17 protein-coding genes are annotated in these 25,053 nt (G+C 61.9%); 7 read left to right on the top strand and 10 right to left on the bottom strand.

What is annotated here, in order from left to right:
* Positions 1–335: 335 nt before the first annotated feature.
* Positions 336–2,582, bottom strand: coding sequence for a DEAD/DEAH box helicase (locus tag ABCN01_RS00580; protein ID WP_342996405.1), 2,247 nt, complete (start codon positions 2,580–2,582; stop codon positions 336–338).
* Between the two features lie 588 nt (positions 2,583–3,170).
* On the opposite strand from ABCN01_RS00580, the gene ABCN01_RS00575 reads away from it, so the two are divergent.
* The 6 genes from ABCN01_RS00575 to ABCN01_RS00550 all read left to right on the top strand — a co-directional run bounded on the left by ABCN01_RS00575 (position 3,171) and on the right by ABCN01_RS00550 (position 10,620).
* Complete coding sequence (locus ABCN01_RS00575; protein ID WP_342996406.1) at positions 3,171–4,133, top strand: FHA domain-containing protein; 963 nt, start codon at positions 3,171–3,173, stop codon at positions 4,131–4,133.
* A 171-nt stretch (positions 4,134–4,304) separates the two neighbouring features.
* The gene (locus ABCN01_RS00570; RefSeq protein WP_342996407.1) at positions 4,305–6,389 is read left to right on the top strand and encodes a protein kinase domain-containing protein; all 2,085 of its coding nucleotides are present in this window, start codon (positions 4,305–4,307) and stop codon (positions 6,387–6,389) included.
* Between the two features lie 490 nt (positions 6,390–6,879).
* Positions 6,880–9,222 (top strand): heavy metal translocating P-type ATPase, encoded by a 2,343-nt coding sequence (locus ABCN01_RS00565; protein ID WP_342996409.1) that lies wholly within the window; start codon positions 6,880–6,882, stop codon positions 9,220–9,222.
* Between the two features lie 147 nt (positions 9,223–9,369).
* Complete coding sequence (locus tag ABCN01_RS00560; protein WP_342996410.1) at positions 9,370–9,591, top strand: heavy-metal-associated domain-containing protein; 222 nt, start codon at positions 9,370–9,372, stop codon at positions 9,589–9,591.
* A 138-nt stretch (positions 9,592–9,729) separates the two neighbouring features.
* Positions 9,730–9,999 (top strand): metal-sensing transcriptional repressor, encoded by a 270-nt coding sequence (locus tag ABCN01_RS00555; RefSeq protein WP_231501630.1) that lies wholly within the window; start codon positions 9,730–9,732, stop codon positions 9,997–9,999.
* A 147-nt stretch (positions 10,000–10,146) separates the two neighbouring features.
* On the top strand, positions 10,147–10,620 hold the full coding sequence (locus ABCN01_RS00550) for a hypothetical protein (RefSeq protein WP_342996412.1): 474 nt from the start codon (positions 10,147–10,149) through the stop codon (positions 10,618–10,620).
* A 90-nt stretch (positions 10,621–10,710) separates the two neighbouring features.
* Here the strand turns inward: ABCN01_RS00550 and ABCN01_RS00545 are convergent, their stop codons facing one another.
* The 5 genes from ABCN01_RS00545 to gltB all read right to left on the bottom strand — a co-directional run bounded on the left by ABCN01_RS00545 (position 10,711) and on the right by gltB (position 20,953).
* Positions 10,711–12,081 (bottom strand): amidohydrolase family protein, encoded by a 1,371-nt coding sequence (locus ABCN01_RS00545; RefSeq protein WP_342996413.1) that lies wholly within the window; start codon positions 12,079–12,081, stop codon positions 10,711–10,713.
* A 295-nt stretch (positions 12,082–12,376) separates the two neighbouring features.
* Positions 12,377–13,414 carry a hypothetical protein gene (locus tag ABCN01_RS00540; protein ID WP_342996415.1) on the bottom strand — a complete coding sequence of 346 codons (1,038 nt, stop codon included), beginning with the start codon at positions 13,412–13,414 and terminating at the stop codon, positions 12,377–12,379.
* A 231-nt stretch (positions 13,415–13,645) separates the two neighbouring features.
* Positions 13,646–14,353 carry a hypothetical protein gene (locus tag ABCN01_RS00535; RefSeq protein ID WP_342996416.1) on the bottom strand — a complete coding sequence of 236 codons (708 nt, stop codon included), beginning with the start codon at positions 14,351–14,353 and terminating at the stop codon, positions 13,646–13,648.
* Between the two features lie 415 nt (positions 14,354–14,768).
* Positions 14,769–16,250: a glutamate synthase subunit beta gene (locus tag ABCN01_RS00530; protein ID WP_342996417.1), complete on the bottom strand. Its 1,482-nt coding sequence runs from the start codon at positions 16,248–16,250 to the stop codon at positions 14,769–14,771.
* A gap of 5 nt (positions 16,251–16,255) precedes the next feature.
* Positions 16,256–20,953: a glutamate synthase large subunit gene (gene gltB, locus ABCN01_RS00525; protein WP_342996418.1), complete on the bottom strand. Its 4,698-nt coding sequence runs from the start codon at positions 20,951–20,953 to the stop codon at positions 16,256–16,258.
* A 326-nt stretch (positions 20,954–21,279) separates the two neighbouring features.
* Between gltB and ABCN01_RS00520 the strand changes: the two genes are divergently transcribed.
* Positions 21,280–22,572 carry an Nramp family divalent metal transporter gene (locus ABCN01_RS00520; protein WP_343014141.1) on the top strand — a complete coding sequence of 431 codons (1,293 nt, stop codon included), beginning with the start codon at positions 21,280–21,282 and terminating at the stop codon, positions 22,570–22,572.
* Positions 22,573–22,724: 152 nt separating this feature from the next.
* Here the strand turns inward: ABCN01_RS00520 and ABCN01_RS00515 are convergent, their stop codons facing one another.
* From ABCN01_RS00515 to ABCN01_RS00500, 4 genes are all read right to left on the bottom strand, one after another.
* Positions 22,725–22,868: a rubredoxin-like domain-containing protein gene (locus ABCN01_RS00515; protein WP_035137395.1), complete on the bottom strand. Its 144-nt coding sequence runs from the start codon at positions 22,866–22,868 to the stop codon at positions 22,725–22,727.
* A gap of 88 nt (positions 22,869–22,956) precedes the next feature.
* Positions 22,957–23,460, bottom strand: coding sequence for a flavin reductase family protein (locus tag ABCN01_RS00510; protein ID WP_342996420.1), 504 nt, complete (start codon positions 23,458–23,460; stop codon positions 22,957–22,959).
* Between the two features lie 206 nt (positions 23,461–23,666).
* Positions 23,667–24,137: an SsrA-binding protein SmpB gene (gene smpB / locus ABCN01_RS00505; RefSeq protein WP_006235325.1), complete on the bottom strand. Its 471-nt coding sequence runs from the start codon at positions 24,135–24,137 to the stop codon at positions 23,667–23,669.
* Positions 24,127–25,044 (bottom strand): tetratricopeptide repeat protein, encoded by a 918-nt coding sequence (locus tag ABCN01_RS00500; protein WP_342996422.1) that lies wholly within the window; start codon positions 25,042–25,044, stop codon positions 24,127–24,129. The genes smpB and ABCN01_RS00500 overlap by 11 nt, the downstream gene beginning before the upstream one ends.
* Positions 25,045–25,053 lie beyond the last annotated feature (9 nt).

The following is a 25,053-nucleotide window of genomic DNA, read 5'->3' as shown; positions in this document are numbered from 1 at the left end:
TTACCAAATAGCAATAGCCCATGTGGGCAAATAACGCCTTACTATTTTTCCTATCTGATCCGTTTTCCTCCGTCCCCAAGGGGTCATGTGATCCGAAGGGGACGAAGGAAACCGGATCATTTTTGGTACAAAGGAGTCAGGCCGCCTTGCACCAATCATGAGTTGCGGTGAAATAGGGACTGAAAAGCCGCTCAAAAGGCCAAAACAGTCCGTATTCCACCGCAACTTCAAGACGTTGGTGCATATGAACCTGTCCCCCTTACACCAAAAAGGGCTCCGAGCAAAAACATGCCCGGAGCCCTCTGGTCGCCTCGACTTAGAGCGCGACGCGTATGTTACTTGCGCTTGCCGCCGCCGTCACCGGGACGACGGGAGCTGCCGCCGCGCTTGCCGCCACGGCTGTTGCCATAGCTGCCACGGTTATCGCGACCGCCGGCGCGGCCGCCACGGGAGCCGGCCTGATTGCCGCCACGTCCACGGTAACCGCCGCGACGCTCCTCGCGGGTGTCGTCGTAGTTGCGCCAGTCATCGCGACGATCGCGGCTGGCACGCGGGTCACGACGATCGCGCGACTCGTTAGAACGACCAGCGCCGCCGCGGCCGCCATTGCCGCGAGCACCCTCGCGACGCTCGCCGCCGCGGCTACCGCGCTCTTCAAAGCGCTTGCCGCCACGGGACTCACCGCCACGGGCAGCACGCTCACCGCGACGCTCGCCGCCGCGACGCTCATCACGGCCACTGCGCTCGTCATCACGACCGGAACGACGGCGGTCGCCCGCACCGCGCTTGCCACCGCGCGAACCGCGGCCCTCGTCCTCGCGCTCAACACGACGACGACCGCCGCGGTCCTCGTCCTCGCGGCGACGGCGATGTGCCTCGCCCTGGAACTGCTTGGCACGACGCTCGGCACGGTTGCCGCGCGCAGGCTGCTCAGCGGCACCAGCACCAGCGCGCTCCTCGGCAGCCATCTCGCGGGCCACGCTCTCCACGGCCTCGTCCACGCGAGCTTGAACGCCCTCGCGCACGCGGGTCTTGCCGCCGCGCTTGGGGCGGCTCGGACGCTCGCCGTCGCCACGGCGCTCATCGCGACCGCGGTTGGAACGACCGGCCACATCACCGTAATCGTCGCCGTTGCGCTTGCCGTCGCGGCGTGCCTGCTCAAGCTTCTTCTTGCTCTTGGACTTGCCGCGCTTAGTCTTCTTCTTCACCTTAAAGGCCGCAGGGTCGCGCTCGGGATCAACCGCAGGCGGGTTGGGACCCACATGCAGGTCGCCGGCCTCGTAGATGTCGGCAGTCTTGTCCATGAGCTTCTCGATCTCGTAGAACTCGTCCACGTCCTGCTCGGTCACAAACGTGATGGCCCAGCCCAGCTCGCCGGCGCGGCCCGTGCGGCCAATGCGGTGGATGTAGTCGGTCGGCTCGGCTGGCACGTCAAAGTTCACGACGTAGCGCACGTCGCTAATGTCGATGCCGCGGGCGAGCACGTCGGTTGCCACCAACACGTCGACGGTACCGTCGCGGAAGGCCGAAAGGGCACGCTCGCGCTGGGCCTGGCTGCGGTTGCCGTGAATCGCGGCGGCCTTGATGCCCTTACGCTCCAGACGACGGCAGCAGCTGTCGGCGCGATGCTTGGTGCGCATAAAGACAATGGTGCGCTCCGGGCCCTCCTTCTTGAGAAACTCGGGCAACAGGTTGTTCTTGGCCTCGATGGACACCGGGAACACAAACTGGTCGACGGTGTCGGCGGTCGACGTGGCGGGCGCGATCTCCACGCGGGCCGGGTCGCTCACCAGATCAGTGATCTCGCCCACGGCCTCCTCGTCGAGCGTCGCCGAGAACAGCAGCGTCTGGCGCTCGGCCGGCGTCTCGCGCACAATGCGGCGGACGGCGGGCAAAAAGCCCATGTCGAGCATGCGATCGGCCTCGTCGAGCACCAGGACCTTAACCTCGTCCAGGTGGCAGGCACCCTGCTCGATCAGATCGACCAGACGGCCCGGCGTGGCGACCAGGATGTCGCAGCCGTACTTGAGCGCCGCGGTCTGCGGCTTGTAGCTCACACCGCCCACGACGGTCACGGCAACATGGCCGGTGACGTCGGCGATCTTGCTCGCGACTTCGTCGATTTGCTGGGCAAGCTCGCGCGTAGGGGTGATGACGAGCATCACGGGGCCGCGGCCGTTGCCCTCGGGCTTTTTAGCACCGCGACGACGGTTGCGGCCGCCGCGCTCGCGCACGGGTTTGGGAGGAGCGATGTGCTCCAGATTGTTCATGGTCGGCAGCAAAAAGGCGGCCGTCTTGCCGGTGCCGGTCTGGGCGGCGGCAAGCAGGTCGCGGCCCTCGAGCACCACGGGGATCGAGCCGGCCTGCACGGGCGTCGGCGCCGTGTAGCCCAGGTTCTCGATAGCACGAAGCATCTCGTCCGAAAGTCCCAGCTCGTCAAAGGCGGGCAGGCTCTCGGTAGCAGACTCGACGGCCTGGGCGGCATTTGCCTCATCGGCGGCATCGAAGGCAGCCTGGGTCATGGACTCGCGGGCCTCGTCCAGAATCTCGGCGTCCGTGACGTCGGATACAGAATTACGCATATGTCGTTGTTCCTTATCTGCACGCGCAATGGGCACGGCATGCGGCCGCGCGGGCGTGCTTGGTAGTGCGCTAATACATACAAAAACGGGTGCGCACAGAGAGGACGTTGCTCAGCACGCTGGCGATCGCTTTGGCAGCCCTATCACGCGCCGTCCAGACGCAGCAGCTCTAAGCGATGGAGCAGATTCGCCGCCGGTTAGTATACCCGTGCTTCGCATGCCCCCACGTAAACCACAGATGACGGGGCGGACGAGGTGGGCCCGGCTGATTGTCTCAATCTGTAACATCTACAGGGCGAATCTTCCTCTACGTGTTACAGATCGAGACAAACGGTCGACACGGCTCACAAACGTCTCAATCTGTAACAGTTAACGAGTAAAATCGGCCCTAATTGTTATAGATCAAGACAGAGGGGGATTTCCGTCCAGTCCAAACCAAATCTCTCAGGCTTCCTGCAATTTCGAACATGTGGCCTATAATGTTGCTTTGGTTACGCTATATATTGCGCAGCCATTTAATACGTCGCCCACCGGGGGCCATTAATTCCTATCGCCATATTGGCTAGGAAGCAATCAAAGGAGGTATCCGTGGCAGCAGAGACGCCTTGCTCGGTCCTCTATAACGATATTCGCTCGTTCGGCGGTCTTAAACATCTCGAGATCGCCCGAATGCTCATCAATGGAAACTCTTATCTCGGCAGTACCCTGCTCGAGAAATGCTCTTCCAACCGCTCGTATCTCACCCGTTACATCGTCCATCGCAAGCCTGACCAGTGCGCGCCCTCCATCTACAGCGACTTTACCGTCACCACGCTCAACCTTTCCTCGGCAATCTGCAGCAAGCTCGGCGGCGGCGAGTCCGCCTATCGGGCAATCGCCGAGCACTATCGCGGTCCGGCCGCCAACGAAATGATGTCGGCTCTCGCCAGCTACAAGCTGGACAGCCGCCTATATGCAAATGCCCTCAATCGCATCGACAACTTTGACGGCAATGCCGTGCGCGAAAAAAGCACGCTTTACCTTATGCTCTTTGTGGCAACGGGGGCGCTCGCCGATCCCGTTCAGGGCGTGGCGACCGTTGAGCGCTTTTGCGATAGCAAAACTGGCGGGCATTTTGGCACCACCGAGACCACCGTCGGCCGTAGTTTTTTGAGCAGCTTGGATCAACCGCGCGCCGTCGCTCCCAACCTCGGCTTGCTTAGGACGCACGCCGGAAACAGCGTTGACATGCAGATCCACCCCCTTACGCGTGACCCGCGCGGCACGGTAATTGGGTCCCTGCCCAAAACCTCGCCCAGCATCACCGACGTGGGCGCCGATGCATCGCGCGAGCATCTCCGTATTTGGCTCGAAGGCGGACACTGGTACGCCCAGGGCCTTGGGTCGACCAACGGCACGGTGCTCGAATCGGGCGCGGGCGACGGCGATATTGTGATTGAGCCGCCCCGCGACCAACGAGAGCCCGGCAAAGTCTATCCCCCGGTGGAAATCGAAAACAGCGACAGGCTCCATCTGGGTCTCTACACGACATTCCTTGTCATTGTGGACTAGCGCGGACGGCGACCGAAAGACGGTCGCCGCCCGTCTTTCGTCTTCTACCTTCTGCATCGTAAACGACAATACTCAACGGTATACATGGGTAGTGCGGCTATCATGGTACTTTACCGATATCCACACTGCTCGCGTATACGTGCGGCAACCCATGCCAGACAAAGGAACGCCATGGATACTACCGATAGCGCCTATGGCGACAAACTCATCCGTCTCGATACGTTCGATACCGCCGTGGCGGTCGACCCCAGCGCCGAGGACGACGCCAAGCGTCGGTTTATGACGCTTATTCTCCAGACGGCCCACCGCGGCAACGGCAACATCGGGCACGTGCTGCGCGCGACCAACACGGGCGGCGAGGTCTTTGCCGTCAAGCTACTCAAGGACAACGCCATCCTTTCCGGCCAAGCCCCCGACCGCTCCGCCGAGCAATCGGCCGCTCACCTGGCCAACACCGCCGCGCTGTTCGAGGAGTACCGTCATCTGTGTACCGTCTCGCACCTGCGCGGATTTCCGCGCGTCTATGGCTACGGATCGTGCGAGGATGATCCGCTCATCCTCATGGAGTGGATCGAGGGCACCTCGCTCAAGCAGGCGCTGCCCCTGCTTCCGCACGACGCCTTGGGCGGGCTGACCACCCAGATGGTCGCCGCCGTCGGAAACGCCGTGCTTCGTGCGCTCTTGATGACCCAAGGCCTCGTGAATCCGGTCATCCATCGCGACCTGTCGCCTGCCAATATCATGTTCCGCACCACCAGCCGAACGCTCGAGCAGCAGATTGCCGATTGTTCCTTTGACCCCTGCCTCATCGACATGGGCTCCGCGACCATGGCTCTCGGCGACGACACGATCACCCGGCGCGCCGACATCTGGCGCTTTGCCACGCCCGCATACGCCGCGCCCGAGATGCTCACGCAGGATATCGAAGGCATCACGGCCCTTCGCCGTTCGCCGGCAATCGACGTCTATGCGCTTTCGAGCATTCTGTACCAGCTCTACAGCGGTCGCAAACCATTCGATGTCGAGTCGACGGGTGCCGCGGCAACCGGCTCGTTCTACCTCATAAAGACCAAGACCAAGCCGGCACCGCTCGAGCCGCGCTGCGAGGGAGATGAAGCGCTCGTCCAGATCATCATGAAAGGCATCTCGGTCGAACAGGACGATCGCCCTACCGAGCAGCAGATGCTCGAGGTGCTCTCGGCATACCTCACCGATGCCGAATCCGAGGGCCGCGAAGGCACAGGAGACGAGGCCGCAATTGATATCGATTCCGGCACGCACCTTAAGGTCGACGTCGCCGGCGAGCGCTCCCGAGAGGTCCTGAAGCAGGCCCGGCACGATGCCATGACCCGCCGCCGCTTTATTATCGGTGGCGTTGTCGCGGCCGTTGCGGGGCTCGGCGTTATCGGGGCGGCAACCCATGGCTTTGGCATCCCCGACTACCTGGACGGCATCCGCGGTTCACTTGACGACTACACCTGGGATCAGCTGCAGGAGATTTCGCTCAAGATTAAGGCCGCCGAGACCCGTAGCGAGGCACGCGAGATTGCCAAGCGCTATCATCTGCTCGATGCCGATGGGCATATCCCCTATCCGTGTACCAAGCGTGTCACGCTCACCAACGGGCTGGAGGTCGGCGCGCAGCTTGTGGGCATCCGTCACGATGAGCTTCTGGACGGGACGGGCAAGGCCGGGCTGACGTTTATGTTCGACGCGGGTATTGCCGAGCGCAACGCTGCGACTGAACCGCCGAGCGCCGGCTGGGCAGATTGCGAGCTGCGGGAATGGCTCAACGGCGACGGCCTTAAGCTGCTGCCCAACGAGTTGCGCGCGCTCATTAAAGGGGTCAAGAAGGTCTCGAACAATGTGGGCGCCGCCAACAGTGCATCGTGTCTGAGCGAGTTGCCCGCAACCCTTTGGCTGCCCGCCATGGTCGAGCTGTGCGGTACGCAACCGCCCGATTCGTTTGCCGAGGGCTATCACTACCTGGCAGACATCTACAACGGCGAGGGCAAGGAGTATCAGCTCTTCCGCGAGCTCAAGGTAAGTCCGTATACCACAAACGAGATGCTGGTTCGCCAGTGGAAGGGCAAGGACACCTGCTGGTGGGAGCGCGCGGTGAGCCCCGACACATCGGAGACCGAAGGCACACTCTATATGAACCGCGTGGGACACGACGGCGACGTCTTTACGTACGCAACGCCTGCGGAAAAGCCAAACAAGCGAACCTGCGTGATCCCCGGATTCTGTATCTAGCGGCGGGAGTCTTGCCGTGACGAGATCCCACCCCGGCAATTGTCTCGTTCTGTAACATTAGCTCGGCAGATACAGGTCTAGATGTTACAGAACGAGACAAACCCCCAACCCCGCGAGACAACATCTCGATCTGTAACAGTAAGGGGTCAAAAACCTCTCTAGATGTTACAGATCAAGACATTTGAGTTGACCGCGGACGGTCTGTCTCGATCTGTAACATCTAGCAGGAAAAACGGTCCTTGGGTGTTACAGATTGAGACGTTAAGTTGTGGCTCGATGTAATGTCTCGATCTGTAACAGTTACTCGACAAAAACGGGTCTAGTTGTTACAGATTGAGATGTTTGGCAGGGACGGACCATCGGCCAACCATCCATTCTCATCTGTAACGAATATCATATATTTTTTCTCCACTGGACACCCCCAGGGGGTATGGGTGTATAGTATCAGCAGGTTAACAATTCCAACACCGAACTACAGAAAGGAGAAGCCATGGCTCAAGATAAGTTTGACGTGGGCGGCATGACGTGCGCCGCGTGCCAAGCGCACGTGGACCGTGCCGTGAGCAAGCTCGACGGCGTCCAAAGCGTCGCGGTCAACCTGCTCGCCGGCTCCATGCTGGTGGACTACGACCCCGCGCAGGTCTCCCCCGACGATATCTGCACCGCCGTCGATCGTGCCGGCTACTCGGCCTCGCCCGTCGATGCGGGCACCGGTACCGCCGGCTCAAACGGCAGCACGCAAGCCAGCTCTGGCGCCGCCCATATGGAGTCGCCAACCAAAAAGCTGGAGGCCGCCGCCTCTGCCATGCGCACCCGCCTCATCATCTCGATCGTTTTCCTCGTCCCACTGTTCTACATAGGCATGGGACACATGCTTGGTTGGCCGCTGCCCGGCATTTTCACCGACCATACCCACAGCATGACGCTCGCCCTCACCGAGCTCGTCCTGCTCATCCCCATCGTCTATGTCAACGACGCGTACTTTATCAACGGGTTTAAATCGCTCGCGCACGGCGCGCCCACCATGGACGCCCTTATTGCCGTGGGCGCCACCGCCTCCATCGCCTGGTCGCTCTACGCCATGTTCATCATGGCCGACCAATTAGCCGCGGGCCAGGTCCACGAGGCCATGATGACGAGCATGGACAATCTGTATTTTGAGAGCGCGGGCACGATCCTGTCGCTGGTCACCGTGGGCAAATACCTCGAGACGCGCAGCAAGTCCAAAACCGGCGGCGCCATCGAGGCGCTCATCGACCTGGCGCCCAAGACCGCGACCGTCGTTGCCGACGACGGCACCGAGACCACCGTCGACGTCGACAGTATCCTTCCCGGCCAGGTCCTGCGCGTGCGCCCCGGCGAGTCCATCCCCGTCGATGGCGTGGTGCTCGAGGGCAGCTCGGCCGTGGACGAGAGCGCGCTCACCGGCGAGTCCATCCCCGTGGAAAAGACCGCCGGCGACACCGTCAACGCCGCCACGGTCAACCGCACCGGCTCGTTTACCTTCCGTGCCACACGCGTGGGCGCCGACACGTCGCTCGCCAAGATTATCCAGCTCGTCGAGGACGCCAACGCCACCAAGGCGCCTATCGCCCGCATGGCCGACAAAGTCGCCGGCGTGTTCGTGCCCGTGGTGTTCGTGATCTCGGCTGTGACCTTTGCGGCGTGGATGGCACTGACCGGCAGCATAAACGAGGCGCTCACCTCCGCCGTGGCCGTGCTGGTGATCAGCTGTCCGTGCGCATTGGGTCTGGCCACGCCCGTCGCCATTATGGTCGGCACCGGCAAGGGCGCCGAGATGGGCATTCTGTTCAAGAGCGCCGAGGCGCTGGAGAATCTGCGCAGCGTGGGCACCGTGGTGCTCGATAAGACGGGAACGGTCACTCGCGGCAAGCCTGCCGTGACCGATATCGTGGTAGCCACGCGTGCCGACGGATCGCCCGCCATGAGCGAAAAGGCGCTGCTCAAGCTGGCCGCTGCGCTGGAGCGCTCAAGCGAGCACCCGCTGGCCGAGGCGATTATGGCCGAGTGCGAGGCGCGCGGAATCGTCGCACGCATGGTCGAGGACTTTGCCGCCGTGCCCGGGCGAGGCGTTACGGCACGCGAGGGGCAGAATGTCATCGCCGCCGGCAACGTGCGTCTGATGGACGAGCTGGGCGTGAAGGTTCCCGCCGGCCTTGCCGAACAGTTCGCGGCCGAGGGCAAGACGCCACTGTTCTTTGCCAAGAACAGCGAGCTTGTCGGCACCATCGCCGTGGCGGACGAGGTCAAGGAGACGAGCGCCGGGGCCATCGCCGCACTGCGCTCGCTTGGCGTCGACGTGCGCATGCTCACCGGCGACAACCGCGTGACAGCCGAAGCGATCGCCCGCCGCGTGGGACTGAGCAGCGAGCAGGTCATCGCCGACGTCCTCCCCGCCGACAAGGAACGCCACGTGCGCGAGCTGCAGGATGCGGGCGGCAAGGTCGCCATGGTGGGCGACGGCATCAATGACTCCCCCGCCCTAGCGCGCGCCGACGTGGGCCTTGCTATCGGCACCGGCGCCGACATCGCCAAGGAGGGCGCCGACGTGGTACTCATGCGCAGCGACCTCTTGGACGTCGCCCGCGCCATCGAGCTTTCGCGCGCCACGATCCGCAACATCAAACAGGACCTGTTCTGGGCACTGTTCTACAACGGCATCGGCATTCCGCTGGCGGCGGGCGTGTTCTTCCCGCTCACCGGATGGCAGCTCTCGCCGATGTTTGGCGCCGCGGCCATGAGTCTGTCGAGTGTCTGCGTCGTAAGCAATGCGCTGCGCTTAAAATCCTTTAAGCCTAAAGTGGCAAAATAGGCTCACCATTAAGTACATTTAGAACGGGTTTTCCAGGCGCCCGAGATTGGCCTGAAAGAGGAGCGACGCGTACTTTGGTACGCGAGCGACGGTTTGAAGGTCAAGGTCGGGTGCCCGGGAAAGCCGACACAACAGAGAGGAATATCCATGCGTTACACAATCAAGACTTCCGGCCTCATGTGCGGCCATTGCGACGCCACCGTCGAAACGACGCTGCTCAACGTTGCCGGCGTGACCGACGCCGATGCCGATCACGAGACTCAGACCGTACAGGTGGAGTGCGCCGACACCGTGACCGCCGAGCAGCTCGCCGCCGCTGTCGAGGGCGCCGGCGAGAAGTTCCACGCCCTATCCGTGACCGCCGCGTAGCAGTCGCTGCCTACTCAATCCTCAGAAGTTGCGGTGAAATACGGACTGTTGAGCCGCCCTAGGCCTTTAAACAGTCCGTATTTCACCGCAACTGACGGGGGCATCCGGAAGATCGACCAGAAACGAGGACCCGCCATGATGGCAGACCACAAATCGGTGACCCGCATGCTCAAGACGGCACGCGGCCAGATCGACGGCATCTTGCGGATGGTCGAGGAGGACCGCTACTGCGTCGATATTTCCACGCAGCTCATGGCAACGCAGGCGCTCATTGCGCGCATCAACGCCGACGTGCTCAAGGCGCATATCGAGGGCTGCGTGACTTCGGCAATCGAATCGGGCGACGAAGACCTCAAAGCCGCCAAGCTCGCCGAAATCGAACGCGTCGTCGACAAGCTCTCCAAGTAATTGGGGACATTGGGGACAGACTGCTTTGCGCCATCTTGGTGTATCGGGGACAGGTACGTTTGCACCACATTGGTGCAGATTAACCTGTCCCCCTTGCTCTAAATCGGGTATAAAGGCGTGCAGCATATCGAACGAAAGGCAATTTGCATGAATGACTTTATGAAGGGCCGCAATGGTGTCGATGAACTCACCATCGTGATGGGTTTTGCCGGCATCGTCATCGCGATGATCGGATCGATAGCCCGCATCCAGTGGCTCAGCTGGATTGCCATCGCCGTCATCGTGATTGGCGTGCTGCGCGGCCTGTCCAAAAATATCGATGCACGTCGCAAGGAGAACGAGGCCTTTGTCGCCACGACCGCCAATGTTCCCGGCTTGGGCAAGTTCGTCGCCAGCTTGGGCGGCGGCGCTGCAGCGGCCAGCACCTCACGCGCGGCCGGCACCAGCAAGGAAGACTTTGAGCGCGCCAAGCGCACGGCCAAGAAGATGTGGAAGGGTCGCAAGACCACGGCATACCTCAAGTGCCCCAACTGCGGCCAGATGCTCTCCGTCCCCAAGGGCAAGGGCAAAATCCGCGTCACCTGCCCCAAGTGCCACGCCAAGATGGAGACGCGCTCCTAGCCGCCATACCATGGGACAAATAAAAGCCGAGGCCTCGCACTGAGACCTCGCTTTTTTGATTATGACAAAGGGATTGCCCCTTTGTCACACCTATGCCACGCCGTCGCGGGCCAGCTCCTCGGCAAGCGCTTCGGCAGGCATGGCCATAATCGCGTCGAGCTCGGCGTCCACCTCGGGAATGCGCTTCACCTTGAGCTTGCGCACCAGATCGCCACGGCACATCACGTGCGTCGGCTCACGCAGTGCGCACAGGTCATCGAGCGGGTTCTTGCGCGTCACCAAGATATCGGCGGCCTTGCCGCACTCGATCGTGCCAGTCTCGCCGTCCAGCGCCAGCAGCTCGGCGTTGACTTGCGTAGCCGTATGCAGTGCGAAGGCGTTGCTCACGCCGACATACTTGGCAAAATAGGCCACCTCACGCCACATGTCGTACTGCGTCACGAACGGGCAGCTCGAGTCCGTGCCCAGGCCCACCTTAACGCCAGCTTCCAGTGCGGCACGGGCGCTCTCGATAATGCCCGAGCACACGATGTCGCCGTTCTTCTTTTGCGTATCGGTCGAATGGGTCTTTTCCGGGTCGAGCAACACAAACGGCAGCGCCGGGCTGATAGTGCAGGTAACGCTGGGCGCGCGATCCTCAAGCTGCGTGCCCGCGGCGCCGCGGTACAGTTCCAAGATCTCAGGAGTCATCGGGGCACCGTGCTCGATTGTGTCAACGCCGGCCTCAAGCGCGGCCTTCACGCCTTCGGTGCTCTCGACATGGGCCATAACCGGCAGGCCCACCTCGTGCGCAGCCTTGCACGCCGCCGCGGCAACCTCCACCGGCATACGCAGCACGCCCGGCTCGCCCACCTCGGTCGCGTCGAACACGCCGCCCGTCACGAACAGCTTAATGACGTCGGCACCGCGCGCATACAGGTCGCGCACCTGTTCGGCTGCCTCGGCGGGGGTATTTGCGACCTGCGCGAACAGCCCCGCACCATGGCCGCCCGGAACCGTGACGCCCGTTCCCGGCGCCACCAGGCGAGGACCTTGATACTTGCCGGCGTCGATGGCATTACGAACGGCGATGTCGGCAAACAGCGGGTCACCCGCACCGCGCACCGTGGTCACGCCACTTGCCAGTTGTTGTTGGGCGCTGCCCTTAAGAATATGGCGCACGATGGCGCGCCCCACGGGATTATCGAGCTTCTTCATCAGCGCGCCCGCATCGCCCGCCGAAACCGGCTTGCCCGAGCCGCACAGATGCACATGCATATTGATGAGACCGGGCATGAGATACGCACCCGCCAGGTCGATAACCTCGGCACCCGCAGGCGCCTGCGCCACAGCACTCGGCCCCATCCACGTGATGACACCGCGCTCAACGGCCACGGCCATGTCGGGCTGCGGCTCCATATGCTCCGAACCATCCAGAATGGTCGCATTGATAAACAACGTGGAACGATCGGCAGACGCCATATCGAGCTCCTCCCCCTCAGAAAACTTGAACATCTGTCCATTATTATCCAGTGTAGCCCGATTGCCACAGACATATCGGTTAACGGAGGGAAGAGGGGATGTGGGGGACGGAATACGCTGCAGTCCCATCCCAGCGACACCAGGGAAATATCTCGATCTGTAACAGATACAGGGTTGTTGGGCCCCTTGCTGTTACAGATCGAGACATTCGGTCGACGTTTCACCGGTTTGTCTCGATCTGTAACAATTACGAACTCAAACAACTTCTAAACGTTACAGATCGAGACAAAACCTCTTAGCGCCCATACCACTGACGTCTCCACTCCTCAGCCAAATCGGGCCGTCGCGGAATACCCGCCAGCCTCATCTTTTCAACCAACTTCCCCGGGTTCTTGAGTTCATCAAACGTGAACCGAAGCACCTTGTGCCCGAGCATTGTCAGATGAGATTCACGCTGACGCTCTGCCACGAACGGGTCGACCGACTCCCGACCCTCGCCGTTCTGCAAGGCATACTTCCCCTTTCCGTCGAGCTCGCCGATGACACATGTCCCGTCCTCGAGCCTCCAGAAATAATCGACCCGAAACACCTGGCTCGAATCGAGCGGATCGCGAAACTCCACCTGCAACTCCGGAACCGGAAAGCCGTATGCAATAAAGAACGCTCGAAACCGAGACTCGCCACCGTTTTCGGACATCCCGTCCGCATACGACGCAATCACCTGTGCCCTGCGATACCCTCGCCTGCCCTCGCAATCGGCGCGGAGGCGCTCGCACAAATCCCCACGTGAAACGCCTTTCGCCCGCAGTGCAGAATCGGCAATCGCCAACCCGTAGGAGAACGGCGCACGCAGCAAGCAATCCTCCACCGTGCGCCAAAATGACGTCACCTGCACGCCATCAACTTGTTCAAGTGCACCCGCCGCCTGCGGACGCAACAGCCGGCATCCTGCACTCAGCGGCACCGAGCAACCTGTCTTAACAAGATATCGTGGCCCAAGCAGATCATTCGGCACCTCCAGACCCCACAAAAGTGCCGCATCATAACCCCAAAACGCCCAATCGGGATGAAACTCTGCAAGCCCTTTGATGGTACGCAACGCTCGCTCCGCCGGCGTCAGTGCAACCCAATCATGCTGAAAGCAGAACAAATACGGCTCGGGCTCCGCAATGTCATCGGTCCCCACATGACGCCGCAGCCACATGAGATCGGCATTGTCGTGCGTCACAAGCAGCACGCCTTGTTCAGCCGCCTTCGCGAGCCTGGCAAGCATCCTATTCCGCGCCAAGGTGTTACGTGTCGCCTGCTTGTGTTTAAGAACGGTATTAGACACTTTCATCACCACCACATCAGGGAAATGGCCATTGTCACCGTTGCCGCCTTCGACAAACGTCTCAATCTGTAACAGTTAGACGTTCTCCAGGCCCCCAAACGTTACAGATTTAGACAAACCAGCGGTGCCCAAGCATTCGTCTCGATCTGTAACAGGTAGACCGGTTTTTTGTCCCTAAACGTTACAGATCGAGACAAATAGACACGCGGCGGCGCTGCGACAGCCCATCCCTTACTCCCACTCCTGCTCGTAGATGTTGAGGGACTTTACGTAGCGCCCCTGGGCGCCCATGATGTCGCGGACCAGGCGCAAAAAGAAGCTGACGCACGAGGTGTCAAAGCCGTCCTGCAGATCCTCGGGATGCACCGCACCCGGTCCATCGACCGCCGTGTCACTCAGGCGCGCGATGTCATACAGATAGAGCTGTCCCGCCGTCAGCCAGACATCGTCGACGCAAGCGAGGCGCACCGCAATCGCGCCGTCGCTCCAATGCTCCTTTTGCACGATATGCGGGTCGTAGACATCAAAGCGACGGTCGGTGCGCGTATCCTTCAGCGCAACCATGCCGTTCGCAGGATCCTTGTCCAAAATGCCAAAGCGCGAGAAATACTGTGTGTCGCGCACCTGCTCGAGCCGCTTGAGCGAGGCAGGCGAAAGCGATGCCGGCGGCTCATCAACATACAGCTCGAGCAGCGTCTTGCCATGGCGATAGGGGCGCTCGAAGAGCAGCCAATCGGTAAACGCCATGTTGTAGGCCATGATTTCGTTTTGGGAAGGCTCGGTGCAATAGCCGAGCCACGGGTCGACAATGATCTCGAACTGCTCGCGCGCCGGCTCCAAAAACTGAAACTTCCGCAGCATCCAAAAATGGGCCATGTCGGCAATATCGTTGCCGACGGCTTCGGCCAGCTGCGCTCGGTCTAAAACGTGGTCAGTCACGACATCCTCCTCAAACTGATGAACCTCAATTTGAGCTTACGAGGAGGGTGGGCAGCCACTGTCAGCACGGACAAAATAGGCCTCCGGCTGCAAACCAGATGCTGACCAAACACTTGACGGGATGCTTGACCGAATGAGCGCACCGCAAAGAAACCGCAGGTAGACATAGACAGTCAGTTCACTCATTTGAGGCAAACGCCCGCTACCACCACAGAAAGAGCAGAGTAGCACAGTCGCAAACGTCGACGAATGAACACTTGCACGTCGGCAAATGACAAAGTCGCCTGCGAACTCGCAAGGAGTGTCCCCGGGTGCCGGCCCAAAAGGAACGTCCCCAGTTGCCGGCACTTGGGGACGTTCCTTTTGGGCCGGCCGTTGGGAACAGCCCTTGACGATTCAGCTGTGAACAGCCGCCTTACAGCTCCAGCGCGTCGGCGACTTCGGCAGCGCAGGCCAGGGCGTCGGCCATAGCGTTCACCACGAGCGAGCTGCCGTTACGAGCGTCACCGGCCACGTATACCGGCGTGGCGTCCGCGGCAACGTTGTCAGCACGTGCCGCGAGGTGCGAGCCCTCAGCAGCCATCACCGGCAGCGGACGACCAGCGGTGGCAACAGGCACGCCTACCGCATCGAACACGCCATGCTCCGGACCCGTAAAGCCACAGGCGATGAGCACCAGCTGGGCCGGCACCTCGTGCTCGGAGCCCGCGATGCGTTCGGGCTTGCCAGCCGACCAATCCAGATCGACCACGCGCAGGCCCGCTGCCGCGCCCTTCTTGTCCAGCAGCACCTCGAGCGTATCCACGCCCCAGGCACGCATCTCGCCGCCCATGGCAGCGATAGCCTCCTGCTGACCGTAGTCGGTCTTCTTAACGTTGGGCCACTGCGGCCAAGGGTTGCTCGCCGCACGCTTATCGGGCGCGGCCGGCAAGAACTCAAACTGGCGCACACTGCGCGCACCCTGGCGCACCGCGGTGCCCACGCAGTCGTTGCCGGTATCGCCGCCGCCAATGACCACAACGTCCAGGCCACGCGCGTTCACCGCGGGCTCACCACCATCGAGCACCGAGATGGTCGAAGCCGTCAGGTAGTCCACGGCATACACCACGCCGGGCGCATCGATGTTCGCAGCAGAAAGCCCACGCGGGGCGCGGGCGCCGGCAGCCACCACGACGGCGTCAAAGCCATCGAGCTTGGCCGCCACCGCAGGGTTCGTAACGTCAGCGCCCAGCTCAAAGACGATACCCAGCTCGCGCATAAGTGCCACGCGACGCTCGACCACGGACTTCTCGAGCTTCATGTTGGGAATGCCGTACATGAGCAGGCCGCCCGGGCGGTCGTCACGCTCAAACACCGTCACGCGGGCACCGCGACGCGCAAGCTCCCATGCTGCCACCAGGCCAGCCGGGCCGGAACCCACCACGGCAACCGTGGGCGCGCCCTCCCCTGCCGGCTCAAAGCGGCGCGGACCGCCATTTGCCCACTCATGGTCGCTGATCGCGCGCTCGTTGTCGTGAATCGTCGTGGGCTGGCCGTCGACCGAGCCCAGGTTACACGCGGCCTCGCACAGCGCCGGGCACACGCGGCTCGTGAACTCGGGCATAGGCGAGGTGAGTGACAGACGCTCGGCAGCCTCGTCCCAGCGGCCGCGATACACTAGCTCGTTCCACTCGGGAATCAGATTGTGCAGCGGGCAGCCACTCGGACGCGCCTTGCCAAAGCTCGCGCCCATCTGGCAAAACGCCACACCACACATCATGCAGCGGCTCGCCTGGGCACGGCGCGCATCGTCGTCGAGCTCCACGTACAGCGGATCGAAATCGCGGCTGCGCTCCTCCACGGGGCGCAGCTCGTGGGTCACGCGATCGATATCAAGAAAAGCACCGGGCTTACCCATGGCACTTACGCCTCCTTTTTGGTCGAAGCAACAGAGCTGGCGGTGGTGGGCGCAGCGCCAGCGACACCACCCGCCACATCAAAGCGAGCGACATCGGCGGCGTCGGCGCGACCGGTCACAATGTCAAACGCCAGCTCCTCGGCCTGCGCATGCGTCTTACCGATGGCCTCGGCGGCGGCGACAATCGCCAACACGCGCTCGTACTCGGTCGGAATGACCTTCACAAAGTGCTTGCCCATCGTCTCAAAGCTGTAGAGCAGCTTAATACCGCGCGGGCTCTGCGTCGCGTCCACGTGCTCCTGGATGAGCGCACGAATCTGCGCCAGCTCGCCGGCCGTCGGGGCCTTGAGCTCAACGCTCTCGTGGTTCACACGGGCATCGAGCGTGCCGTACTGGTCAAAGACGTAAGCCACGCCGCCCGTCATGCCGGCGGCGAAGTTCTGCCCGACCTCGCCCAGGATAAGCGCCAGACCGCCCGTCATGTACTCGCAGCCATGGTTGCCGCAGCCCTCGACCACCACCGTGGCACCGGAGTTGCGCACGCCAAAGCGCTGGCCTGCCAAGCCGTTAATAAAGCCGCGACCGCTCGTGGCGCCAAAGAAGGCCACGTTGCCCACGATGATGTTCTCGTCGAACTTGTAGGTCGCATGCGGGTTGGGGCGCACCGACACCTCGCCGCCCGAAAGGCCCTTGCCAAAGTAGTCGTTGGCGTCGCCGCACACGTTGAGCGTAATGCCGCGCGGCAGGAAAGCGCCAAAGCTCTGACCGGCCGAACCATCGCAATCGATGGTGATGGAGCCGGCGGGCAGGCCCTCGGGATGTGCCTTGGTCACCGCGTTGCCCAAGATGGTGCCCACGCAGCGGTTGACGTTGGCGATATCGGCGCGAAAGCGAATCGGACGCAGGTGCGCACGGGCATCGGCCGTATAGGGCACAAACAACGTGGAGTCGAGCGTCTTATCGAGCTCGCTGTCCGCAGCCATCTGGGGCAGGAAGTGACGGCCGTCGGCGCCCGGGATGTGGGCACCAAACTCACAGGTCGCGCTTGCCAGCACGGGCGACAGATCGAGCAGGTTGGCCTTGCGGTTGCCCGGGACCTCGATCTGGCGCAGGCACTCGGGATGGCCGACCATCTCGTCGACGGTGCGGAAGCCCAGGCTCGCCATGACCTCGCGCAGCTGCTCGGCAACAAAGAGCATAAAGTGCTCGACGTGCTCTGGCTTGCCGCGGAAGCCGCGACGCAGGCGGCAGTTTTGCGTAGCGATGCCGGCCGGGCAGGTATCCTGCTGGCAGTCGCGCTGCATGAGGCAGCCCATGGAGATGAGCGGCATGGTCGCAAAGCCAAACTCCTCGGCACCCAGTAGGCAGGCGACGGCGACGTCGGTGCCATCCATGAGCTTGCCATCGGCCTCGAGCACCACGCGTGAGCGCAAACCGTTTTGCAGCAGCGTCTGCTGGGCCTCGGCAAGGCCAAGCTCCAGCGGCAGACCCGCGTGCCAGATAGAGTCGCGCGCAGCGGCACCCGAGCCGCCATTGTGGCCGCTGATCAAAATCTTGTCGGCAGCGCCCTTGGCCACGCCGGTGGCGATGGTGCCGACGCCGGCCTCGCTGACCAGCTTGACCGACACGCGCGCGCCGGGGTTGGCGTTCTTAAGATCGAAGATCAGCTCTGCCAAGTCCTCGATGGAGTAGATGTCGTGGTGCGGCGGAGGCGAAATCAGGCCGATGCCGGGCGTGGACTGACGGACCTCGGCAATCCAGGGGTAGACCTTCTTGCCGGGCAGGTGACCGCCCTCACCGGGCTTGGCGCCCTGGGCCATCTTGATCTGAATCTCGAAGGCGCTGCACAGGTAGCGGCTCGTCACGCCAAAGCGCGCGCTTGCCACCTGCTTGATGGCGGAATTCTTGGAGTCACCGTTGGCCAGCGGGGTCTCGCGACGCGGATCCTCGCCGCCCTCGCCCGAGTTGGAACGACCGTGCAGGCGGTTCATGACGATGGCCATGCACTCGTGTGCCTCTTTGCTGATGGAACCGTACGACATGGCGCCGGTGTTAAAGCGGCGGACGATGTTGAGCGCGGGCTCCACCTCGTCGAGCGAAACCGGCGTGCGGCCGCTGGCATTAAAGTCGAGCAGGTCGCGCAGGCGCACGGCACGGCCAGTGCGGTGCAGGCGAGCGCTGTACTCCTTAAAGGTGTCGTAGCTGTCCTCACGGCAGGCGGTCTGCAGCAAGTAGACGGTCTGGGGGTCGATGAGGTGATCCTCGCCGCCGAGCGGGCGCCACTTGGTCAGACCCAGCGTGGGCAGCTGATCGGGAGCCGGGCTCTTAAGGATAGCGAGCGCAGCGTCGTAGCGCTCATTTTGCTCGCGCTCAACGTCCTCGACGCCCATACCGTCCACACGGCTCACCGTGCCGGCGAAGTACGCGTTGATGAACTCCGGCGTAAAGCCCACGGCCTCGAAGATCTGCGCAGAGTGGTAACTCTGCACCGTGGAGATGCCCATCTTGGACATGATGGAGACGATACCCGCCGTCGCGGCCTTATTGTAGTTGTCGATGCCCTGCTCGGCCGTCACGTCCAGGTCGCCGCGCGCCGCCAGATCGCGAATGCACGCATGCGCGTTGTACGGATAGATGCCGCTCGCGGAGTAGCCCACCAGCGACGCAAAGTCGTGCGGAGACACGGCATCGCCGCACTCCACCACGATGTCGGCAAAGGTACGCACGCCGGCGCGGATCAGGTGGTTGTGCACGCAGCCCACAGCGAGCAGCGACGGCACGGGCACCTCGCCCGCAGCGGCACGATCGCTCAGCACCACGATGTTCACACCGTCGCGGACCGCAGCCTCAACGTCCTCGGCAAGCTGCTTAAGCGCAGCCTGCAGCGCGCCCTCGCCGGCGTCGCGGCGGTAGACGGCACGGAAGCGACGGGTCTTAAAGCCCACGCGGTCGATGGCGCAGATACGCTCGAACTCCTCCTCGCTCAGCAGCGGGCGCTCCAGGCGCACCAGCTGGCAGGCCGTACGGGAGTCCTCGAGCAGGTTGCCGTGGTTGCCCAGGTAGAGCGTGGTCGAGGTGACCATATGCTCGCGAAGGGCGTCGATCGGCGGGTTCGTGACCTGGGCGAACAGCTGATAGAAGTAGTCGAAGAACGAGCGCGTCTTCTTGGACAGGCAGGCCAGCGGCGCATCGATACCCATCGAGGCGAGCGGCGCCTTGCCCTGCTGGGCCATGGGACGCACGACTTCGTCAACATCATCCCAGTGATACCCGAGCTTGGCCATGCGCACGGCGGCGGGCACCTCGGTATCCTCGGCGGGCGTGGGCGCGACGGGCTTGTCGAGCGCGTCGACGGTCAGCGTCTCCTCGGCGATCCAGTCGCGATAGGGCTTTTCCTTGGCGTAACGGGCGCGCAGCTCGTCGTTGTAGATGACGCGGCCGCGGGCAAAATCGACCTCGAGCATCTGGCCCGGTCCCAGACAGCCGCTCGTCAGGATGTTCTCGGGGCTCACCTCGATGGTGCCCACCTCGCTTGCCAGCATAAAGCGACCGTCGCGCGTCACATAGTAGCGGGCGGGACGCAGGCCGTTACGGTCGAGGGCGGCACCCAGCGTGCGACCGTCGGTAAAGGCGATGGCCGCCGGGCCATCCCACGGCTCCATGAGCATGGACTGGTAAGCGTCGTAGGCGCGGCGCTCCTCACTCAGGCTGTCGTTGTGGTCCCACGGCTCGGGCAACAGCATGGACGCGGCACGCGTAAGCGGGCGACCGTTCATGACCAAAAACTCAAGCACGTTGTCCAGAATCGCGGAATCGGAGCCCTCGCGGTTGATGATGGGCATCACGCGCTCAAGATCATGCTGCAGCACGGGACTGTACAGGTTGGGCTCGCGGGCGCGGATCCAGTTGACGTTGCCCTTGAGGGTGTTGATCTCGCCGTTATGGATGATATAACGGTTGGGGTGCGCGCGTTCCCAGCTGGGCGTGGTGTTGGTGGAGTAGCGCGAGTGGACGAGCGCCACGGCCGTCTTGACGGCGGCGTCGTTGAGATCGATGAAGAAGCGGCGCATCTGCGTGGCGACCAGCATACCCTTGTACACGATGGTGCGCGAGCTCATGGAGCACACATAGAAGATCTTGTCGCGCAGGGCAAACTCGACGTCGGCCTTCTTCTCGATGGTGCGGCGGCACACGTACAGACGACGCTCGAAGGCATCGCCGGCGGGCGTGTCGTCCGGACGGCCCAGGAAGGCCTGCAAGATGGTGGGCATGCAGGCGCGGGCCGTCTCGCCCAAATCGTGCGGGTCGACCGGCACCTCGCGCCAAAAAAGCAGCGGCACGCCGGCCTCGGCGCAGCCCTCCTCAAACACGCGACGGGCATCCTCTACGCCCTTGTCGTCCTGCGGGAAGAACAGCATGGCCACGCCATAGTCGCCCTCTGCCGGCAGAATCTGGCCGCACTTTTGAGCCTCTTTGCGGAAAAAGTGATGCGGAACCTGAAACAGGATGCCGGCGCCGTCGCCGGTGTTCTTCTCAAGTCCCGTGCCGCCGCGGTGCTCCAAGTTGACCAGAATGGACAGCGCATCGTCCAGAATCTGGTGATGGCGCTCACCGTTGATATCGGCAAGCGCGCCGATGCCACACGCATCGTGATCGAATTCGGGGCGATAAAGGCCCTGCTGCTGAGCGGAATCTGCCTGCATCGCGATCCTCCCCTAGGTGTTAGACAGTCAGTTGACTAGGCATACTAGGTGCATCGCCGGCCCGTTGTGTTTCCCGCCCGTTTCGAAACAATCGCGTAACGCACGCTCTACGAGTGGACACCGCCGACCTCAAGGGCGACAACATAGGCCCCAAGTTCGGCCTGCAAACTCGCCTCTTCAAACATCTCAATCTGTAACACCTAGACCCAATTTCCATCCCTAGTTGTTACAGATCAAGACATTTCGGCAACTCCCTTTCACCATCCTATTCAAATACAATAATTTTGTTAGTCTTGGTTAACTTTTGAGCCTAAAACGGGTATCCTTTGCGGCGTCAAGCAAACGGCACGCAGGAGCTCACCATGCTCAACCATCTCAAACATCATTTTGGCTCCCGACGCACCGGTGGTCACGGAGGCCTAGACATTGCGCGGCATATCGGCCCCGGGCTGCTCGTGACCGTCGGCTTTATCGACCCGGGCAACTGGGCCTCCAATATGGCCGCGGGCTCGCAGTTTGGCTACGCGCTGCTGTGGATCGTCACACTGTCCACGATTATGCTCATTGTGCTGCAGCACAATGCGGCGCACCTGGGTATCGCCACGGGCGCCTGTCTTGCCGAGGCCACGACACGTTACCTCCCCCGCTTCGTTGGACGCACGGTACTCGCCAGTGCCTATCTCGCGACCATCGCCACCGCCATGGCCGAAGTCCTGGGCGGCGCGATTGCCCTTCAAATGCTCTTTGGGCTGCCCGTGCGTGCGGGCTGCGTCATCGTGGCGGCAGTATCGATGGCGATGCTCATGACGAACTCCTACAAGCGTGCCGAACGCTGGATCATCGCCTTCGTAGGCGTGGTAGGACTCTCGTTTTTGGCTGAGCTTACGCTGGTCAAGGTCGACTGGCCGCAGGCCGCCGCAAGCTGGGTCACACCCAGTATGCCCACCGGCTCGGCCGCGATTATCGTAAGTGTCCTAGGCGCGGTCGTTATGCCTCACAACCTCTTCTTGCACTCCGAGGTCATCCAATCCATGCACTTCGAAGGCCAAGGCGAGCAGGTTATCGAGGAACGTCTGCGCTACGAGCTCTTCGACACGCTCTTTTCGATGGGCGTGGGCTGGGCGATCAACTCGGCCATGGTCATCCTGGCCGCAACGACCTTCTTTGCGCACGGCATTGTCGTAGACGACCTCGCCGTCGCAGCGGACACGCTCTCCCCCATTCTGGGCCCGGCAAGCGCGACCATCTTTGCGGTGGCGCTGCTGTTTGCGGGCATATCGAGTAGTGTGACGGCGGGCATGGCGGCGGGCACCATCACCGCGGGCATGTTCGACGAGGAATACGACATCCACGACCGGCACTCATCGATTGGAGTGGCGGTCTGTTTCGTCGGCGCAGTGGCGGCGTGCCTGATCGTCCCGAATCCTTTTGAGGGTCTCATCTGGAGTCAGGCATTGCTGTCGCTTCAGCTGCCGATTACGGTCTTTGTGCTCATACGGCTCACCAGCTCACGCCGCGTCATGGGCAAATACGCCAACTCGCGCCCGCTCAACGCGCTGCTCATAGGAATCGGTGCCATCGTGACGATTCTCGACATCGTGCTGCTAACGGGGATGTAATTGGGATAGCGTGGCTGTCCAGATATAACGTCTCAATCTGTAACACATGAGGCCGTTTTAAACCGTCAGATAAATCAAAAGGGCCCCGGCCGAGAATTCGACCGGGGCCCTTGGACAGAGCTCTGTATGGCTAATCGCCGTGTGTCTACGAACTACTCCTCGACGAGCTCAAACTGATCGGGACCGACGCCGCACACCGGGCACACGTAATCCTCGGGCAGCTCGGGCGTGTCGACCTCAACCTCGTAACCGCAAACGGTGCACACAAACTTATACGTCTTCTTCTCCTCAGCCATGATGTTCTCCTCTCGAACGTGACTGCTGGTGTACTTACTTATTAGTATATATTCTCAATAACATAATGCAAGTATTTTTAGAACATTTCTAGCCTTGATACGACGAAGCTTTGGGCGGCGTCTTGCCCTTCAAGACCTTGTGATAGTAGTCATAGGTCAGCGGCGTCTCGTCACTCAAGCGCTCGGCATCCTCGACCTCGCCGATAAACAGTAGATGCGTGCCCACATCCACGGTGTCGATCAGACGGCAGCTAAACAGCGCTGCCGCGTGCTCGGGCACATAGGGCATACCCAGTGCGGTCTCGCGCGTCTCGTACTTGGCAAACTTGTCGTAATCGCTGCTGGTGCGGAAGCCAAAATTGCCGATATAGAGCATGTCGGCGGTCTGGTCAATCACGGTCAGCGCAAAGGCCTTGGCAGATGCAATAACGCCAGACGTGACATTTTCCTCGTTCACGGCAATCGAGATGCGCGGCGGGACGGATGTCACCTGCACTGCTGTGTTGATAACGCAGCCGGCACGCAGCCCGTCCGCCGCGGCGCTCACCACGTACAGGCCACTCGGCATGGTAAAGAACGCAGTTTTGTCCATAACGATCACTCCCCTAGCTCGGGTTGGAACCTCATGGATGTATGTACCCACAAAAAAGGCGGCACCCATAACGGACGCCGCCTTTGAGACATATGTGTCAGAACAGTAAGAAAGATGAGACGCCCGCAGTTGCGGTGAAATAGGGACTGAATAGCCCCTCAAGCAGGCAAAACAGTCCGTATTCCACCGCAACTTATACAGAGTGCCTAGCGGTTGCGTTCCTTAAGGGCGCGGTCGATCTCGCGCTGAACGTCGCGCTTGGCCATGTCCTCGCGCTTGTCGTAGAGCTTCTTGCCGCGACCCAAACCCAGCAGCAGCTTTACGCGGCCGTCGGTATTAAAGTAGAGCTCCAACGGAACCAGCGCATAACCACGGTTGCGAAGTTTGCCGTCAAGAAAGTCGATCTCCTTGCGGTGCAGCAGCAGACGACGCCGACGGTCGGGATCGCGATTCCACACGCCACCATGGCTATAAGGGTGGATATGCAGGCCGACGAGCCAGCACTCCCCGCCGCGGATCAGCGCGAAGGTATCGGTAATCTGGCACGCGCGCTCGCGAATCGACTTGACCTCGGTGCCGCTCAGCTCAATACCGCACTCAAACGTCTCATCGATAAAGTACTCGTGATGTGCCGAGCGATTCTTGGAAATGAGCTTGCGTTCACGCTTACTGGGCATCGCCGGCCTCCTTGGCGCCATCGGAACCCTTGCCCGTAGCTTCGCGCTTTGCCTTGCGCTCGGCATTGAGTTCGGCATCGCTCTCGCGCACCAGTTTGATAATCGCCGCGCAGGCTTCCTCGCCCACCAAGTCACGAGCACGCACCGTCAGGCGCGTCGCCTCCTGCTTGTCGCCGTCGCTTGCAGCATCGGTCGCGCACATAATCAGGCAGATGGCAATCTCGGCCGAAGGTGAGGTCGGCACGCCCTGCAGGGCGAGCTCACCCATCACGTGGTCGTCGCTCTCATCGGCGGCATCCGGATAGGTAGTATGGATCTTGTTGAGCAGGCGCGTCGTATGCGTATCGTTGGGCGCCAGGCGCAGCGCCAGACGCGCGCAGCCCACGGCAGCCGAAATGTTCTCGGTCTCAGGCTCCAAGAAGTACTGACCCAGATTGGCGTAAGCGCGGGCGGCGCACTTGCCATCGCTTGCACGCTCCAGTACCGAGAACGAGAGCGATGCCCATTCCTGCTTGTCCTCGAGAGCGCGGAACAGCTCGGCCAAATCCAAGCGATAGTTGCAGTTCATGGGGTCCCAACGCACAGCCTGCATCAGGGCATTACGAGCGCTCACATAATCCTGCTGGCGAATGTAGGCAAACGCCATGTCAGAGTACAGGCGGTCAAACGGCACCTCGACCTGCACGAGCTCGCGCGGATCTTTCTCCACGCGACGATAGGCCAGGCGCTCAAACTTGCTGTCGAAGCTAAAGTATTGGCGCTTCTCCTCCGTCTTGCACTCGGCGTCGATATACTCCTCGGCGAGCTCCACAAGGCGCTCCAGCAGCGGCGTCGCCGTAGCCAGGTCGCCCTGCGCCAGATAGTTCTCGGCATACGTGATGTCTTGCAAGCTGATGGGCAGGTCCATGGCTACTCC

Origin of the sequence: Collinsella aerofaciens (genome assembly GCF_039062365.1) — a bacterium.
Taxonomy (GTDB): Bacteria; Actinomycetota; Coriobacteriia; order Coriobacteriales; family Coriobacteriaceae; genus Collinsella.
This window is presented reverse-complemented; position numbering and strand designations above follow the sequence as displayed.